The organism is Acinetobacter sp. TR11 (genome assembly GCF_027105035.1).
Taxonomy (GTDB): domain Bacteria; phylum Pseudomonadota; class Gammaproteobacteria; order Pseudomonadales; family Moraxellaceae; genus Acinetobacter.
The window spans coordinates 1,892,248-1,909,690 of sequence record NZ_CP114256.1; the positions used below are offsets into that span (position 1 = coordinate 1,892,248).

A 17,443-nucleotide genomic window follows, 5' to 3' on the forward strand; every position below is an offset into this window, starting at 1 on the left:
AACTTTGAATTTCGAGAGGCTATGTACGACTCACCCTTTCATTGGCATGTTCAGGATCGACTGCAACTGCAAGATTAAAATGTTCAGGTGCTTGCCCTGCATGCAGAATCACAGGAACACTTTTTGATGCTGGGATTTTGGCATATTTGTCATGACTACCTAAGGCAACTAATGGATTGGTTTCAGGATAATAAGCTGCCAAACTGCCTTTCGGAATGTTATAAGGGACAATACGGAAACTGTGTACAACCCGTTTAACTCCATCCGAGAACACACTCTCAATATCAACCCATTGATCCGCTTCAAACCCTGCCTCATCAATATCTGCTTGGTTCATAAACAGGACACGGCGTTGCCCGAATACACCACGGTAGCGATCATCCAAACCATATAAAGTGGTGTTGTATTGGTCATGCGAGCGTGTAGTCATCAAGGTATACACCTGCTGCTCAGTATATGCTGCTGCGTATTGATTTTCTTTATCTTGGTAGACCTCTGCCAACGGTGTAATCAAAAACTGAGCTTTGCCACTTGGCGTATTCCACACATGTTGATTGGCTGGATGCTCTAGATGGAAACCACCTGATTGATAAACACGTTGATTAAAATCATGAAATTCATCAAAGACATCAGCAATCGAATCACGGATACGATCATAGTTTTCGATATACCAACGCCATTTCACATTACTGTCTGGCAAAGCTGCTGCTGCCATACGAGCGACAATATCAGGTTCGGACAAAATATTGTCTGAAATTGGTGGATTACGCCCTGCTGAAAGATGAACATTACTCATCGAATCTTCAACTGAAATCGCTTGCGCACCATGCATCTGCATATCAACTTCAGTGCGCCCCAAACAAGGTAGCATCAAAGCATCTTGACCACAGACCAAATGGCTACGATTCAATTTCGTGGTGATATGTACAGTTAAATCACAACGGCGTAACCCTTCTTGGGTATATGCAGTATCAGGCGTTGCGACTGCAAAATTCCCTCCTAGACCAATAAAAACTTTTACCTCTCGTTCATACATGGCTTTAATGGTATCGACCACACCAAATCCATGTTTACGTGGCGATTTAATCCCAAATACCCGATCAATACTATCTAGTAGTTTATCACTTGGGTGTTCATTAATACCCATAGTTCGATCACCTTGTACATTACTATGACCACGTACTGGACATAGACCTGCACCCGGACGACCAATATGCCCACGTGATAGCATCAAGTTAGCCAACATATGAATATTGGCAGTCCCATGACGATGTTGGGTAATGCCCATGCCCCAACAGAAAATTGCCTTTTTGGCATCAAGGAACATTTGTGCAATTGATTCTAAATGTTCTGCTGACAGCCCCGTATATTGATGAATTTCCGCCCAATCTGTTCGATCAATTTCAGATAACATCTCCTCGAAGCCAATCGTATTCATTTCAATGAAGCTACGATCAAAAACGCTTGGTTTCCCTTTCGCAAGTGCCTTTTTATCCCATTCTGATAAATGCTTTAGTACCCCAAAAAGTAACGCATAATCCCCACCAATTTTAGGCTGGAAGTAATAACGACTAATTGGCGTACTACTATTGGTCATCATTTCCAATGCTGCTTGTGGGTCTTGGAAACGCTCTAAGCCACGTTCTTTAATTGGATTTATCGCAACAATATTGCCTCCTCGTTTAGAGACTTCTCTGAGCGTCGCCAACATACGTGGATGATTGGTCCCTGGATTATGCCCAAAGCTGAAGATGGCATCCGCTTGATCAAAATCCTCTAAAATAACGGTTCCTTTGCCCAAACCAATCGCATCTTTTAAACCAACACTCGTGGTTTCATGGCACATATTGGAACAATCTGGGAAATTGTTGGTTCCAAAACTTCGGACAAAAAGTTGGTAGAGAAACGCCGCCTCATTACTGGCACGACCTGAGGTATAAAATGCCGCTTGATCTGGATGATCGAGTGCTTGTAAATGTTTAGCAATCAACTGAAAAGCGTCATCCCAAGAAATCGGTACAAATTTATCTGACACAGGGTCATAACGCATCGGATCAGTTAAACGCCCAAGGTCTTCCAAATAAAAATCACTCTGCTCAGATAACCAGCTGACCGTATGTTGTGCAAAAAATTCAGGTGTTACGGTTTTACTGGTTGCTTCAAATGCCACCGCTTTGGCACCATTTTCACAAAAGTTAAAGGCATGTGTATCTTTTTTCTCAGGCCATGCACAGCCTGGGCAGTCAAAACCTGTCGGTTGATTAATATTGAGTAAAGTAATTGAACCTTTTTTTAAGATGTCTTGGCGCTTGAGATTTCGTGCAACACTCACTAATGCTCCCCACCCTCCTGCGGGTTGGGTATAAGGCTCGATTCTGGCATAACCTATATTTTCTTGTTTAAATTTGCTTTGCTCTGAATTATCCATTTAATCGCCTACATCATTGCGCTATTTTGGTTTCAATCTAAGATACAATTAACATGAATTTTTATTCTTTTCTATTTTTGATTTGTCTAATTCTAATGATTAAAATTAAAAAACTTACTGGCAATTGCTCAAATGGCCAGTAAGAGAGCTAAAACCTAATGCTTAAATTAACTATTCAGACGACTGATTAGGCTGAATGGATTGTGGTATTTGAGTTGTATTTTGCTTCTGTTGTGATGGCATATAATCAGGCTGATGAGATACAGCAAGGAAGAAGAAACCTAAAAATAAGCAGCCTAATAAAATACTGATTCCTACTGCAAGGTATGGGAATTTTGATTGTTGCTGAGACATAGATCCGCTCCTATTCAAATATTAAAATTCGATTCGATACAATCACATTGTGGACAAAACCTTATAGCTTGCGCCATTTTGAAGGCGAGTTTGCATGTATTCGGCATAGACCGATAACTTCTCAAAAATATGTTCTGAATAAAACATATCTTCAATTAGATGCACCGCTTGCGCTTGGCTAAATTGACCAATTTGTGCAATAAGTTTGGCATTGAGATTCGAAAACAAAGTACAGATCGTTTTATGTAATTCATCTTTGTTTTTAAATAACAATTTTCTAGTATTCAACAATTCATCAGGAACCATTTGCGGTGCTGTATCGGCATGAATCACATCAATTTTAATTTCAAAATAATCTTGTAGAATTTGCAGTTGTTCTGGATTTATCGACAAATGCGTAATTAAAAACAGATGGGTAACATCTGTACGACAGAGTGCTTTAACAAGACTCCGAAAAAGAAAATCCTCTTCACTTTTCGGATAATCTACGAGATCAACATACAGCTTTAGACTATGCAGCACCTGTTCAATTTTGAAATTGACACTTTTTTCTGCATGAAAATAGGGATTCAAAATCGACAATACCGACGGCACGACAGGCGTTGTATAAATCACCAACTGATTTAAATTGGCAATAATAAATGGAGCGAATAGATATCCTAGATTATTATCATTTTCACCAATCGAAGACTGTGCAATATAAGCAACACGATCTTTGGAAAAATCTCTTAAAACCTTGCCTCTTAATAAAGTCGCTTCTAGATTGACATACTCAAGACGTAGTTGTTCTTGTACCGATTGCGATGGCTCTCTGTCTTGAAACAGATGCGTCATCGCATTAAGTTCTTTGGTCACAAACATTGTCATATGCCACCCAGTCAAAATCATTATGTTTCGAACAATCTACAAGCCTTATTGAGATTGCATAGGCTGCTGAGTTCATGTTGTCATTTTGGATGAAGCATATAGAACTGCATAGCTACAGAGTTTAGTTAAAAAAATATAACAGATCATTTCATTCCCATTCATCTGTTATAAAAAAACAAGAAGAAATTGTACCTATTTATATACAACAGAAGATTGGATGATAAATAAAACTTAAATAGATTTTAAATAAGGATTGAGCAATCCATGCCACTCTTTTTATTTTCAAATATTTAAGTCCATTCTTTCACATTTTCCTAGCGACTGCTTTTGCTCGTCTGTTATAGGAGAGGATATATGGATCTTGGTCTCACTGCTTTAGAATTAGCTCGAATACAGTTTGCATTTACTGTTTCATTTCACATTATCTTTCCTGCCACCTCAATCGGCTTAGCCTGTTTCCTCGCTCTGCTAGAATGGAAATGGCTGCGTTCTCAAAATCCCATTTATAAAGATCTGTTCAAATTCTGGATCAAGATCTTTGCGGTTGCCTTTGGAATGGGTGTCGTGTCTGGCGTGGTGATGAGTTACCAGTTTGGCACGAACTGGAGCGAATTTTCCCGCGTTGCAGGAAGTGTTACAGGCCCATTACTCACCTATGAAGTTTTAAGTGCATTCTTTTTAGAAGCGGGTTTCCTCGGCATCATGCTCTTTGGTTGGGGACGGGTCAGCCCCAAAGCGCATTTTTTTGCTACCCTCATGGTTGCAATCGGCACCTGTATTTCCATGTTCTGGATACTATCCTCCAACAGTTGGATGCAGACACCTCAAGGCTTTAGCATAGAAAATGGCATTATCATTCCAACCGATTGGTGGGCGATCGTATTTAATCCCTCCTTCCCTTATCGCTTTGCGCATATGGCGGTTGCCGCATTTTTAGTCTCATCCTTATTGGTGGTGGGTACTGCGGCATGGCATTTGATCAAAGGTCGCCGTGATGAACTGATCAAAAAATCCTTTTCAATGGGGCTTTGGATGGTACTCGCCACTTCATGTTTACAAGTGGTGATTGGTGATCATCACGGTTTAAATACCTTAAAACATCAACCTGCAAAATTAGCAGCGATCGAAGGTCACTGGGTAACCAATCACAATAAAGCAATGCCACTCCTACTGTTCGCCATTCCGAACATGGATAAAGAAGAAAATCTCTATGAAGTCGGAATTCCTCATCTTGGCAGTTTGATACTCACCCATTCGATGGAGGGTAAAGTCATAGGTTTAAAAGACTTTGCCCCTGAAGACCGCCCAAATGCTAGCATTGTGTTTTGGAGTTTCCGTGTCATGGTTGGGCTTGGCATGTTAATGGTGTTGCTCTCTTTCTTTGCTTTATGGCTGCGTAAAAAAGGCAAGCTTTATGGTTCATCTTGGTTTCATAAATTCGCTTTTGTCATGGGACCTACAGGCTATATCGCCTTACTGGCGGGATGGGTGACAACTGAAGTTGGCCGTCAACCTTGGGTAATTTATGGGGTGATGCGCACCAAAGATGGTTTATCCCATGCAGTGACAGCCGATCAGGTCGGAATCAGCTTAATTATCTTCGTACTGGTCTATACCATCGTGTTTGGTAGCGGCATTTATTACATGTTGAAATTACTAAAAAAAGGCCCTGAATTTATTGAAGTGATTGATCTAGAACCCGCAGGTCATGGACATTTCAAAACACCGATGCGTCCACTCAGTGCAGTCGATGAAAGCATTGATCAACAAGCCGCAAACAAGGAGAAACACCATGATTGATTTATCTCTGATTTGGGTCGGCATTATTGGCCTCGGTGTATTGATCTATGTCATTTTGGATGGCTTTGATCTGGGGATTGGGATTCTATTCCCCTTCATTAAAAACAGCGAAGAACGTGATGTGATGATGAATACCGTCGCACCTGTCTGGGATGGTAATGAAACATGGATGGTATTGGGCGGCGCAGGGTTATTTGCAGCCTTTCCTTTAGTTTATTCAACCGTACTGTCTGCGCTATATATGCCGATTATCCTAATGGTGACTGCATTGATTTTCCGTGGAGTTGCTTTTGAATTTCGCTTTAAAGCCAATCGTACCAAATACCTGTGGGATCAAGCCTTTATCTGGGGTTCAATTCTATCTAGTTTCCTGCAAGGGGTAATTTTAGGTGCTTATATTCAGGGTATCCAAACCACTCATGGTATTTTCTCTGGTTCAGGTTTGGATTGGTTCACACCTTTCTCACTTTTTACAGGTTTAGGCGTAGTTGCGATGTATGCAGCACTCGGCTGTGGTTGGTTGATCATGAAAACAGATCATGAGCTACAAGACAAAATGTATCATTTAATGCCTAAATTGATGATTGTTTTATTTGTGGTCTTTGCGGGTGTCAGTTTATACACGCCGCTCACCCATCCTGAAATTGCAACACGTTGGTTTGCTTTGCCAAATCTGCTTTATTTTAGTCCTGTACCCATCTTGGTCTTATTATTTACATTCCTTATTTTAAAGGCATGTAAACAACGGCAAGATTTCAAACCCTTTATCTATACTTTAGCTTTAGTGTTTTTAGCTTTTACAGGTTTTGTGATCAGCCTTTGGCCAAATATCATTCCACCCTCGGTTACCATTTGGGAAGCAGCTGCACCCTACTCAAGTCAAAAGTTTGCCCTTATTGGTGCTGTGATTTTAATTCCTGTGATTATTGCCTACACCATCCTCTCGTATTGGGTGTTTAGAGATAAGGTGCGTATTGGTGATGCAGGCTATCACTAGGAGCTTTGTATGAAAATAAAATCGCTGCATTTAAATCCAACCCAATGGTTTATAATCTTATGGTTAGTCGGATTTTTTGCACTCGCCATCATTGCAGGTCTATTTAGATTACTCTTGATGTTTGCTTATTAAAAAATGGGTGGAATAGCTTTTAGATGAGGGCTATTCCATCAACACGGATTTACTTTATTTTATGTATAAATCAGAACAATTAGCACATAACTTGAAACTGCTTATTGAAAATGGTTCTTGGCAGCCACACACCAAGTTACCCTCTTTACGTGAGCAAGTACAACGATCAGGTTTCAGTCTTATTACCGTGATGAATGCTTACCAAGAACTGGAAGCACAAGGGCTGATTTATTCAAAAGAAAAGTCAGGCTATTTTGTGGCTGAGCAAAATCATATTCAGATTCCACAAGCCTATTCAGTGGTGTCTTTAAATCCGAAAATTGAAATTAACTCACTCGTTTTTAAATATCTCAAGTCGATTCAATCTTCCAATGTCAGCCCATTAGGTTCTGCCTTTCCAGACAGTCAGTTGTTGTATCCCCCAAAGTTGATTCAAATCATGGGGCAACTTTCCCGCAATCGACATAGTTATGACCAAACTTCAAATCTACCTCCCGGTAATTTGGCGTTAAGAAAACTGATTGCGCAGCGCTATTGTATGCAAGGCATCCCAACCGATGCGGATGACATTGTCATTACATCAGGAGGACTAGAAGCATTAAATCTTTCACTACAAGCCATTACGCAACCTGGTGATTATATTTTATTACAACAAACAATTTTTTATGGCGCTTGGCAGGCTGCTGAACGTTTAGGTTTAAAAGTCATCACCATCCCAGAACATCCACAGCATGGCTTTGATATCGAGGCTTTTGAACAAGTCATCAAAAATTATCCAATCAAAGTTTGCTGGTTTATGCTGAATGCGCATAATCCAATTGGCTTTACTGTCAGCGATGACATCAAATATAAAATCGCTAAATTGTTGCATGAACATCAAATTCATTTAATCGAAGATGATGTTTATGAAGAAATGTTTTATGGCAGCCAGAAACCATTGCCAATGAAGTATTTTGACCAACAAAATCTGGTATTACACTGCTCTTCTTTTTCTAAAACCTTAGGTTCAAGTTTCCGTATGGGCTGGGTCTATGCAGGTAAATTCTCTGAACATATTCAACATTTACAATTGATGAGTACTATTTCTGCCAACGCCTTGATCCAAAATGCACTGGTGGAATTCCTCTCTCATCATCATTATGAAAAGCATTTAAGAACTCTACGGCGAGCCTTAGAAAAGAATAAAAAACAATTCTTTCAATATCTCAAACAACATTTGCCGCAAGACTGCAAGGTGTATAACTACCCAAGTGGTTATTTTCTGTGGATTCAACTCCCTGACAAAGTCAGTAGTATGCAAATCTATGAGCAACTGATTCAACATCATATTGGTGTTGCGCCAAGCCCTTTATTTAATGTGTTGCCCTCACATCAACATTTTATTCGTATGAATTGTTCTTTTGAATGGACAGAACAGATTCAGCATTCGCTAGAGTTATTCATCACGACGATTCAACACCAAATACCAAATTAATTCAGCTTGGATAGATTATTCTTGCGATACTGACTTGGTGTTTCCCCAAAGGTCTTTTTAAAGGCACGAATAAAATTGGTGGCTTCTTCATATCCCACCAAGCCAGCAATATCCTGAATACTATATTGCTGTTGTTGCAGTAATTTCTTCGCTTGATTAAAACGAACCTCAGCCAAGATTTGCAAAAATGTAGTGCCCTGTGCTTGCAAATGCCGCTTAATCGTTCGTTCTGACATATTTAAACGTTGCGCAATCAATGGAAGTGACGGATAACCATGACTAGAATGATATAACAACTCGGAACGAATACTTTTTTGTAAGTCGCGTGTACTTTCTTTTACGAGTTTAAGCTTGTCATTTTCACAATACAAAATAGCCTGCTGGAACGCGACTTGATCTGCATTCGAATTCTTACAATGTAAATATTTTTTAGAAAATCGAAAACCATTACGTGCTTGATTAAAATGAATCTTTATCTGGGATAAATCAATTTTGTCATAATTCTGAGCATCTGCCCAATCCACAAACACCTCACAACTTTCTGCAATTTTGTCAGAAAACAACGTAAGAAAATGAATCGCTCCAAACAATAAACTTTCGATCAGAAAATGCCTTAACTGATCAGATTGTTCTGCATCACCTAATTTCACTGGGTGAACATCATCTAGATAAACATAGATAAACGTTTCATCAATATGCCATTCAGGGGTAAAATTTTGGATTCGGGTACAAAAATACTGCTGACAAAGACTTAACGCCGTTTCAACATCCGCACAACTCAGAAATGCAAAACCTAAAGCCCCATGCGAAGTTGGACGTAACCTAAACCCATATTCAATCCCAAGACGCGGATTCCTCGTCAGTCGTAAGGCATTCACCACCAATTTTGACCATTGATGTGCACTCATCTTGGCATCGGCTTGTTTCATGTCGGTCAAGATCAAATCCGTTCCATGCAAAACGACGTGTGCATCAATACCATATTCATAGACAATTTCTAATAATACATGAGCATAAGAAACAGAAATGGTTTCTTGAAACAATCCAAAAGGATCTCGCATGACACATCCTATGTCCTAAAATGATCATTAATATGGCATAGTCTCCTCTATTGAGCGAGTATTTTCTTCGAAATAATAACCTCAAGATTGATGACTAAAACAATGAGGAATTGCTGAAATGGCAACCATGACGCTCGATAAACAGCAATCGACTTATGTGCTGAATTTAACCAATGGCAATCAGGAAAATGCTTTAAATAAAGCGGTATTAGAAGAATATTTTGCTATTTTTGATGAAATTGAAAGTGATAAAAATAATGCCTGTTTAATTATTCGAAGTGATCATCCTAAAACCTTTTGTAATGGCTTAGACCTTGCTTGGTTAATGCAACAATCGTTGGAAGATAAAAAAGCCTTTACTCTGCAACTTGAAAATATGTTGCTCCGTTTAGCATTACTCAACTTACCTGTAGTTGTTGAAATCGGTGGTAATGCTTATGCAGGCGGTGCAATTCTCGCATCTGCTTGTGACTTCCGATTTATGCGATCGGATCGAGGACGTTTTTGCTTTCCAGAAGTCCATCTAGGCATTCCTTTTACAGATAGCATTGCTGAAATTGTACAACTACTTCCCAATCAACATGCAATTTGGGAAATGTCTTTGACTGGCAAAACCATGACAGGCACTGAATGTCTACAATCCCAACTCGTTCACCAAATTGAACCAATCGAAACATTAAACTTTGAAGTGTTTAAATTTGCAGAAGATATGGCACAAAAGCACCGTATGACCTATGCCGTGATCAAACGTCAGCTCCGCCATCGAATTGTAGAGATTGCCAAGCAACGCCAACTCTATGATCCTGAAAAATTTGCACACCCTTTCATGATCTAGTTCACCTTTTACAACAACTCAAATCTAGGATATCTCAATGAATAATATGCAAGGAAGAACTGTTTTTATCACTGGCGGCAGTCGAGGTATTGGCAGAGCGATTGCTTTAAAAGCAGCTCAGGCAGGTGCTAATGTCGTAATTGCAGCAAAAACCGAAGTCGAGACCACTAAATTAACAGGTACGATTTATAGTGTAGCTGAAGAAATTGAAGCTGCTGGTGGCAAAGCCCTGCCTTTACTACTTGATGTTAGAGATGAACAACAAATCCATACAGCTATTCAGCAAGCGGCCAAAGCATTTGGTGGAATTGATGTGCTGATTAATAACGCAGGTGCAATTGCATTAATGGGGGTGGAATCCACATCGTTAAAACAATATGACTTGATCCAAAGCATTAACCACCGTGCGACCTTTATTTGTGCGCAAGCCGCATTGCCCTTTTTAAAGCAATCTGAAAATCCACATATTTTGAGTTTATCACCACCTGTGAATATGTCACCAAAATGGCTTGGGATGCTTGCACCTTATGCTTTATCTAAATACGGTATGACGATTTTGACTTTAGGCATGGCAGAAGAATTTCGCCAATATGGTATTTCTTGCAATACCTTGTGGCCTGAAACCTATATCGCAACAGCAGCCGTATCCAAGAATTTAGGTGAGGAAAGTACCTTACAGGTCAGCCGTAAACCTGAGATCATGGCAGATGCAGCTTATGCTATTTACAGCACAGCTAAGGGTGAACTTACAGGGCAAAGCCTGACAGATGAACAAGCTTTGTCTCGTATTGGCATCACTGACTTTTCTCAATATGCATGTGTCGCTGGAAATACCAATCTACAGAAAGATTTCTTTTTGAATTGATTCAACAATAAAAAAACGACCTTAAAACATGTGTCTTAAGGTCGTTTCAAAAGCAAAGAAAATTAACCCGGGAAAATACCACGCTCTTTACGTGCTTTTAAGATACGCTCACAACCTAAAATGAAGGCAGCAGTACGTAATGTACATTCTTTCTCGCTTGATTTATGCCATACATCATTGATGGCTTGAATCATCAACTTATCCAGTCTTTCGTTAATTTCTTCCTCAGACCAGAAGTAGCTTGACATATCTTGAACCCATTCAAAGTAAGATACTGTTACACCACCCGCATTACAGATGACGTCAGGTACAACCGTAATACCACGTTGAACCAATACATCGTCCGCTTCTGGAAATGTTGGACCGTTCGCACCTTCAAGCACTAACTTCGCAGTTAACTTTTGCGCACGTTCAACTGTGATTTGGCTTTCCAATGCAGCAGGGATCAAAATATCCATCTCTACATTCCAAAACTCTTCATCACTGATCACTTGCGCACCGGCAAAACCGCCCACACCTTGGTGAGTTGCCATGTGTGTTTTTAATGCAGCAAGATCAATCCCTTCTGGATTGAAAATCGTACCAGTGTGATCTTGAATCGTCACAATGATCGATTTCGAATCAGCAAACAAATATGCAGCTTCGCTACCTACGTTACCAAACCCTTGAACTGCGATTTTTGCGCCATCTAAAGGTAATTTGATTTTTTCAGCAACTTGTTGGCCTGTGATAAATACGCCACGGCCTGTCGCTTTGATACGACCAAGAGAACCACCAAGATGTACCGGTTTACCCGTTACCACACCAGTCACTGTATGACCTTGACCAGATGAATAAGTATCCATGATCCAACCCATGACGTTTGGATTAGTACCTACGTCTGGTGCAGGAATATCTTTTTGAGGGCCAATAATATGACTGATTTCACTGGTATAACGACGGGTTAAACGTTCTAATTCACGTGGTGAAAGTTGACGCGGATCAACACGGATGCCACCTTTTGCACCGCCAAATGGTAAATTCACCACCGCAGTTTTAATGGTCATCCATGCTGAAAGTGCCATTACTTCATTTAAATCTACATCTGGGTGATAGCGAATACCGCCCTTACCCGGACCACGTGACAAGTTGTGTTGTACACGATAACCTTCAAAATGACGAATTGTGCCATCGTCCATCACAATTGGCACATCGACAATCAGAGCACGTTTTGGGCGCTTCAATGTGTCCACATAGTCTTCTAAACCATCTAGATATGGAGCAACACGCTCAATCTGTTTAAGATAAGTTGCCCATGGACCGTCATTTTGAGAGACATAAGATAAATTAGACATGTTTTATCCTTTTGATGAGTTCGTTTGAATCATCAATCAAATAGGTAATTAAAAATGATATAAGCGGCTAATTTGGCAGTTCTGTTATCCAAATCAAACCGTGGGTTGCATTCAGCCACATCAAAAACTTTAATTTTGCCAGTTTTCTTAATGGCGTCTAATAATGGGTCAAAGACGGATAAATCAATGCCTTTGACTGCTGGTGCACTGACACCGGGTGCGATGCTGGCGCTAAATACATCCAAATCAACTGTGATGTATAAGTCGTCAACTTTTTCAATAAAACCGTTAATTTTCGAAATTAAATTTACAAGATTGGTCAGTTGTAATTGATGGTCGTAGATATAGCTACAATTCAAACGATCCGCTGTTTCAAACAAAACTTTAGTATTTGAATGCTTCGCCACACCGATACAGAGATAATTAAATTCCTGATCATGCTGTTCTGATAATTGCGCTGCATTTAGAAAAGGTGTTCCTGAAGTCACCTGTTCAGCTTCACGAAGATCAAAATGCGCATCAAAATTAATGATGCCTATTTTACGGTTTGGATCGTTGCTTTGGATATATTGAAATAACCCAGAAAAACTACCAAATGCAACCTCATGACCACCACCTAAAACAATCGGTTTCATGCCTTGTTTTAAGCTGCGTTCAACCTGTTCTGCTAGTTCAGCCTGAGCTTGTTCCAATTTTCCATGATCACAAACTACCGTACCCAAATCAGCAATCGAAATCGGTTGATGAATAGGTAAATTTGCCAACTGAGCACGAATCATATCGGGTGCATCCGCTGCACCTAAACGCCCTTTATTACGCTTTACGCCTTCATCGGAACTAAAACCGATTAAAGCAAAAGCAGCATGTTGACTGGTATTAACCACCTGATGGATACGTAGATGTTGCTCACCTTCACCATCTTGTCGCCCTTGCCATTTAAATGAATGATTCATATTCAATATCACTAATTAAAACTGTTCGCACTACACAAAAATTTCATTGCCATGCTGAATAATACGTTTAGGTAAATCTCCACCGAGCCAATACACAATCTCAGATGGATGTTCAATTTCCCAAGCAATAAAGTCAGCAACTTTGCCTACTTCTAAACTGCCATGTGAATCTTGTAGCCCTAAAGCATGTGCCGCGTGAATGGTTACGCCTGCCAATGTTTGTTCGGGTGTTAAGCGAAATAAGGTACTTCCCATATTCATCATCAAACGTAATGACAATGCTGGAGAAGTTCCTGGATTCAAGTCGCTCGACAACGCAATCCGAACACCATGTTGATGCAAACTGTCTAATGGTGGATATTTAGTCTCTCTCAAGAAATAGAATGCACCAGGTAATAACACTGCAACTGTTCCTGAGCTAGCCATTGCTTTGACATCGTCTTCAGTCATAAATTCTAAATGATCAGCAGATAAAGCGTAATAACGTGCAGCAAGACTAGAGCCACCAAGAGAAGACAGTTGTTCTGCATGCAATTTAACGGGGAGATTGAGTGCATGTGCTGTTCTAAATATACGTTCAACTTGAGCAGGTGAAAATGCTAAATACTCACAAAATGCATCGACCGCATCCACTAACCCTTCCTGATGCAGTTTGGGCAACATTTCTGTACAAATATGATCGACATAGGCATCATTTTGACCTTTATATTCAGGAGGTAATGCATGCGCTGCTAAGCATGTACTGCGTACAGTCATTGGCAAAATATTTGCAATTTGACGAATCACACGTAACATTTTTCGTTCATTGACATAGTCCAGACCATAACCAGACTTAATTTCAATGGTGGTAACACCATCTTTAAGCAAACAACGAATACGTTTTAAAGCCGATGCGAGTAATTGTTCTTCACTCGCTTCACGGGTAGCACGCACAGTACTGGCAATCCCGCCACCACTTGCTGCAATCTCTGCATAGCTGACACCCTGCAAACGTTGCTCAAACTCAACACTACGATTTCCACCAAACACACTATGCGTATGGCAATCAATCAAACCGGGTGTTAACCATGCCCCATTCAAATCAATGGTTTCAGCATAATTATCATTTGGAATATCACTTTCACGACCAATCCAATGAATATGCTGTCCAAATGTCACTAAAGCAGCATGTTCAATACTGTTGTATTTCCCATCATGCATAGTAGCGATATGACAGTTTTTCCAAAGCTTTTTCATTTCAGATCATCTCCCTGTCCAAGAGCTATGCGCTCTTGAACAGTTGGGTTATTAGCTTCCCATTTTGAAATTTTGTGGTAAATCCTCATCAACCTTAATTGCATCTTGTTTTGGTTTAACCCAAATATTGTATGCAATACACAGTAAAACTAGCCATCCAACACCAACATACAGTGCTGGTCTTGAGTCAGGGAAATAACCCATCATTGCCAAAATAAACAGCATGAATGCAATGGCAAATGCAGGAGCATACGGCCAACCGATCACAGGAAAATCAAGTGCTTTAATCTGTTCTTTAGACAACTTACGTCGCATCGCAACTTGTGAAAGTAAGATCATCAACCATACCCAAACCGTTGCAAAAGTTGCAATTGACGCAATGATAAGGAATACATTTTCTGGAATTAAATAGTTGAGAACCACACCGATAAGTAAGACTCCAGCCATAACCACGACTGTCATCCACGGCACACCATTTTTAGAGATTTTTTGAAACACTTGCGGTGCTTGTCCACGGCTCGACATACCAAACAACATACGTCCCGCACCAAATACATCACTATTAATCGCAGAAACTGCCGCGGTAATCACCACAATATTTAAAACTGTTGCAGCAGAACCAATACCTAGATTTTCAAAAATTTGTACAAATGGGCTACCTTGACTACCAATCTGATTCCAAGGAAAAATCGACATTAATACAAAGATCGTCAAGACATAGAAGAGCAAAATACGGACTGGAACAGCGTTAATTGCCTTCGGAATAGAAGTCTTTGGATCTTTAGATTCACCCGCCGTAATCCCAATAATTTCAATACCACCGAAAGCAAATACCACCACGGATAAACAAGCGACTAAACCTGCAATTCCATTGGGCATAAAACCATCATGAATCCATAAGTTTTGAATGCCTGTGGTAAAACCACTATGATCTGCTTGGAAACCATAGAACATCAGTCCTAAACCACCTAAGATCATGGCAATAATTGCAGTCACTTTCACAATAGAAAGCCAAAACTCAAGCTCACCAAAAACTTTGACGTGAATGAGGTTGATTGCACCCAAAAACATGATCAGTGACAGAATCCAAATCCATCGAGGAACATCGGGATACCAAAATCCCATATAGATTCCAAAAGCAGTTACGTCAGCCAACGCAACAATGATCATCTCAAAAACGTAGGTCCAGCCTGTGGTAAAACCAGCAAGTGGTCCAATGTACTGTGAAGCGTAGTGACTGAAAGAGCCTGAAACTGGATTTTGAACCGCCATCTCACCTAATGCGCGCATCACGATATAAATTGCGATCCCTGCAACAATATATGCGAGCAAAACTGATGGACCTGCCATTTTAATGGCTGTTGCTGAACCGTAAAAAAGTCCCGTTCCTATTGCTGAACCTAATGCTAAGAAACGGATGTGACGGGTGTTTAATCCCCGCTGTAAAGTGGAGTGTTTTGACATTATTATCTCCAATCCTTGAGGAAATATAGTTAGAGTCGGTCACTCCATGTGACCGTTATCCTGATTACGCGTTAGATAGGCTTGGCAATAGATTTGGAATGAGTAATTCATTCAAACAACCACTTGCGAGTAATTCACTGGCTTGTTCGATATCAGGAGCGAAGAAACGATCTTCACTGTAATACGGCACTTGGTCACGTAATGCTTTACGTGCACGTTCAAGTTTTGGAGAGCTTTTTAAACCTTCACGGAAATCAAGACCTTGACATGCTCCTAACCATTCCACAGCAAGAATGCCACGAACGTTATCAGCCATATACCACAAACGCTTACCCGCATTTGGTGCCATAGAAACATGGTCTTCTTGGTTTGCTGATGTTGGTAAACTGTCGACACTTGCAGGATGTGCTAAAGCTTTGTTGTCACTTGCCAAAGCTGCGGCAGTTACTTGAGCGATCATAAATCCAGAATTGACACCACCATTGGCAACTAAAAATGGCGGAAGTTGTGACATATGGCGATCCATCATCATCGAAATACGGCGTTCAGATAGTGAACCGATTTCTGCAATTGCCAGTGCCAAATTATCTGCCGCCATCGCAACAGGTTCAGCATGGAAATTACCACCTGAAATCACATCGCCTTCCGCTGCAAATACCAATGGGTTATCGGATACCGCATTTGATTCGATTTCCAACACTTCTGCTGCTTGACGAATTTGAGTCAAACACGCACCCATCACCTGAGGTTGGCAACGCAGTGAGTATGGGTCTTGGACCTTGCTGCAATCTTCATGTGAATGTGCAATTTCACTTGAATCAGTCAGTAAGTCACGATATGCAGCAGCCACATCAATTTGACCACGTTGACCACGAACTTCATGCACACGCGCATCAAATGGTGCACGAGAACCTAACATTGCCTCAACGCTTAAACCACCACAAACCGTTGCAGCAGCAAATAAATCTTCAGCTTCAAATAAACCACGTAAAGCATATGCAGTGGAAACTTGCGTACCATTTAACAGTGCTAAACCTTCTTTAGCTGCTAGAGAGATTGGCTCTAAACCTGCGATTTTAAGTGCTTCTACTGCTGGCAACCATTCACCTTTATAACGTGCTTTACTTTCACCCAATAACACTAAAGACATATGTGCAAGTGGTGCCAAGTCACCCGAAGCACCCACCGAACCTTTCAGTGGAATATGTGGATAGACTTCTGCGTTGATCAACGCAAGAATGGCATCAATCACTTTACGGCGAATACCAGAGAAGCCACGCGCCAAGCTGTTTGCTTTGAGCAACATGATTAAACGAACCATTGCATCATCTAATGGCTCACCAACACCTGCGGCATGTGAAAGTACCAAAGAACGTTGTAATTGTTCTAAATCTTCAGGTGCAATTTTAGTTGAAGCGAGCAAACCAAAACCTGTATTAATCCCGTAAGCAGTACGACCTTCATTTACTATTTTTTCGACACATGCAACACTGGCATTAATACCTGCTGATGCACTTTCATCGAGTTTGACTTGGATTGGATTTAAATAAGCGTGGCGCAGATCTGCTAGGCTAAGTTTGCCGGGTTGAATTAGAAGTTCCATTATTGGCGTCCTGTTTTGCACTATATTGTTCGCTTACGAT

15 protein-coding genes are annotated in these 17,443 nt (G+C 40.5%); 6 read left to right on the forward strand and 9 right to left on the reverse strand.

Features of this window, described 5'->3' with window-relative positions:
• Positions 1–19 precede the first annotated feature (19 nt).
• From O1450_RS09130 to O1450_RS09140, 3 genes are all read right to left on the reverse strand, one after another.
• A complete protein-coding gene (locus O1450_RS09130; protein WP_269228164.1) occupies positions 20–2,428 on the reverse strand; it encodes an FdhF/YdeP family oxidoreductase in 2,409 nt (802 codons plus the stop codon).
• A gap of 171 nt (positions 2,429–2,599) precedes the next feature.
• Positions 2,600–2,782 (reverse strand): hypothetical protein, encoded by a 183-nt coding sequence (locus O1450_RS09135; protein ID WP_269228165.1) that lies wholly within the window; start codon positions 2,780–2,782, stop codon positions 2,600–2,602.
• Between the two features lie 42 nt (positions 2,783–2,824).
• The gene (locus O1450_RS09140) at positions 2,825–3,643 is read right to left on the reverse strand and encodes a hypothetical protein (RefSeq protein ID WP_269230452.1); all 819 of its coding nucleotides are present in this window, start codon (positions 3,641–3,643) and stop codon (positions 2,825–2,827) included.
• 360 nt (positions 3,644–4,003) lie between these two features.
• Between O1450_RS09140 and O1450_RS09145 the strand changes: the two genes are divergently transcribed.
• The 4 genes from O1450_RS09145 (at position 4,004) to O1450_RS09160 (ending at position 8,052) form a co-directional block, all read left to right on the forward strand.
• On the forward strand, positions 4,004–5,449 hold the full coding sequence (locus tag O1450_RS09145; protein ID WP_269228166.1) for a cytochrome ubiquinol oxidase subunit I: 1,446 nt from the start codon (positions 4,004–4,006) through the stop codon (positions 5,447–5,449).
• The gene (gene cydB, locus O1450_RS09150; protein WP_269228167.1) at positions 5,442–6,446 is read left to right on the forward strand and encodes a cytochrome d ubiquinol oxidase subunit II; all 1,005 of its coding nucleotides are present in this window, start codon (positions 5,442–5,444) and stop codon (positions 6,444–6,446) included. Before O1450_RS09145 ends, cydB begins: the two co-directional genes overlap by 8 nt.
• Positions 6,447–6,455: 9 nt before the next feature.
• Entirely contained in the window at positions 6,456–6,578 is a 123-nt protein-coding gene (locus tag O1450_RS09155; RefSeq protein WP_265596708.1) for a hypothetical protein, read from the forward strand.
• A 61-nt stretch (positions 6,579–6,639) separates the two neighbouring features.
• Positions 6,640–8,052 (forward strand): aminotransferase-like domain-containing protein, encoded by a 1,413-nt coding sequence (locus tag O1450_RS09160; RefSeq protein WP_269228168.1) that lies wholly within the window; start codon positions 6,640–6,642, stop codon positions 8,050–8,052.
• On the opposite strand, the gene O1450_RS09165 is transcribed toward O1450_RS09160, so the two are convergent.
• Positions 8,049–9,113, reverse strand: coding sequence for an AraC family transcriptional regulator (locus O1450_RS09165; RefSeq protein WP_269228169.1), 1,065 nt, complete (start codon positions 9,111–9,113; stop codon positions 8,049–8,051). The two genes, O1450_RS09160 and O1450_RS09165, sit on opposite strands and share 4 nt — an antisense overlap.
• Positions 9,114–9,231: 118 nt before the next feature.
• Here O1450_RS09165 and O1450_RS09170 point away from each other — a divergent pair, with 118 nt between their 5' ends.
• Positions 9,232–9,948 carry an enoyl-CoA hydratase/isomerase family protein gene (locus O1450_RS09170; protein WP_269228170.1) on the forward strand — a complete coding sequence of 239 codons (717 nt, stop codon included), beginning with the start codon at positions 9,232–9,234 and terminating at the stop codon, positions 9,946–9,948.
• A 37-nt stretch (positions 9,949–9,985) separates the two neighbouring features.
• A complete protein-coding gene (locus tag O1450_RS09175) occupies positions 9,986–10,813 on the forward strand; it encodes an SDR family oxidoreductase (protein WP_269228171.1) in 828 nt (275 codons plus the stop codon).
• 62 nt (positions 10,814–10,875) lie between these two features.
• Here O1450_RS09175 and O1450_RS09180 read toward each other — a convergent pair whose 3' ends face one another.
• The 5 genes from O1450_RS09180 to hutH form a co-directional block, all read right to left on the reverse strand.
• The gene (locus O1450_RS09180) at positions 10,876–12,147 is read right to left on the reverse strand and encodes a Glu/Leu/Phe/Val family dehydrogenase (RefSeq protein WP_269228172.1); all 1,272 of its coding nucleotides are present in this window, start codon (positions 12,145–12,147) and stop codon (positions 10,876–10,878) included.
• Positions 12,148–12,179: 32 nt separating this feature from the next.
• On the reverse strand, positions 12,180–13,100 hold the full coding sequence (hutG, locus tag O1450_RS09185) for a formimidoylglutamase (RefSeq protein WP_269228173.1): 921 nt from the start codon (positions 13,098–13,100) through the stop codon (positions 12,180–12,182).
• Positions 13,101–13,130: 30 nt separating this feature from the next.
• Positions 13,131–14,336 carry an imidazolonepropionase gene (gene hutI, locus O1450_RS09190; protein ID WP_269228174.1) on the reverse strand — a complete coding sequence of 402 codons (1,206 nt, stop codon included), beginning with the start codon at positions 14,334–14,336 and terminating at the stop codon, positions 13,131–13,133.
• Between the two features lie 51 nt (positions 14,337–14,387).
• A complete protein-coding gene (locus tag O1450_RS09195) occupies positions 14,388–15,800 on the reverse strand; it encodes an amino acid permease (protein ID WP_269228175.1) in 1,413 nt (470 codons plus the stop codon).
• Between the two features lie 64 nt (positions 15,801–15,864).
• Positions 15,865–17,403: a histidine ammonia-lyase gene (hutH, locus tag O1450_RS09200; protein ID WP_269228176.1), complete on the reverse strand. Its 1,539-nt coding sequence runs from the start codon at positions 17,401–17,403 to the stop codon at positions 15,865–15,867.
• Positions 17,404–17,443 lie beyond the last annotated feature (40 nt).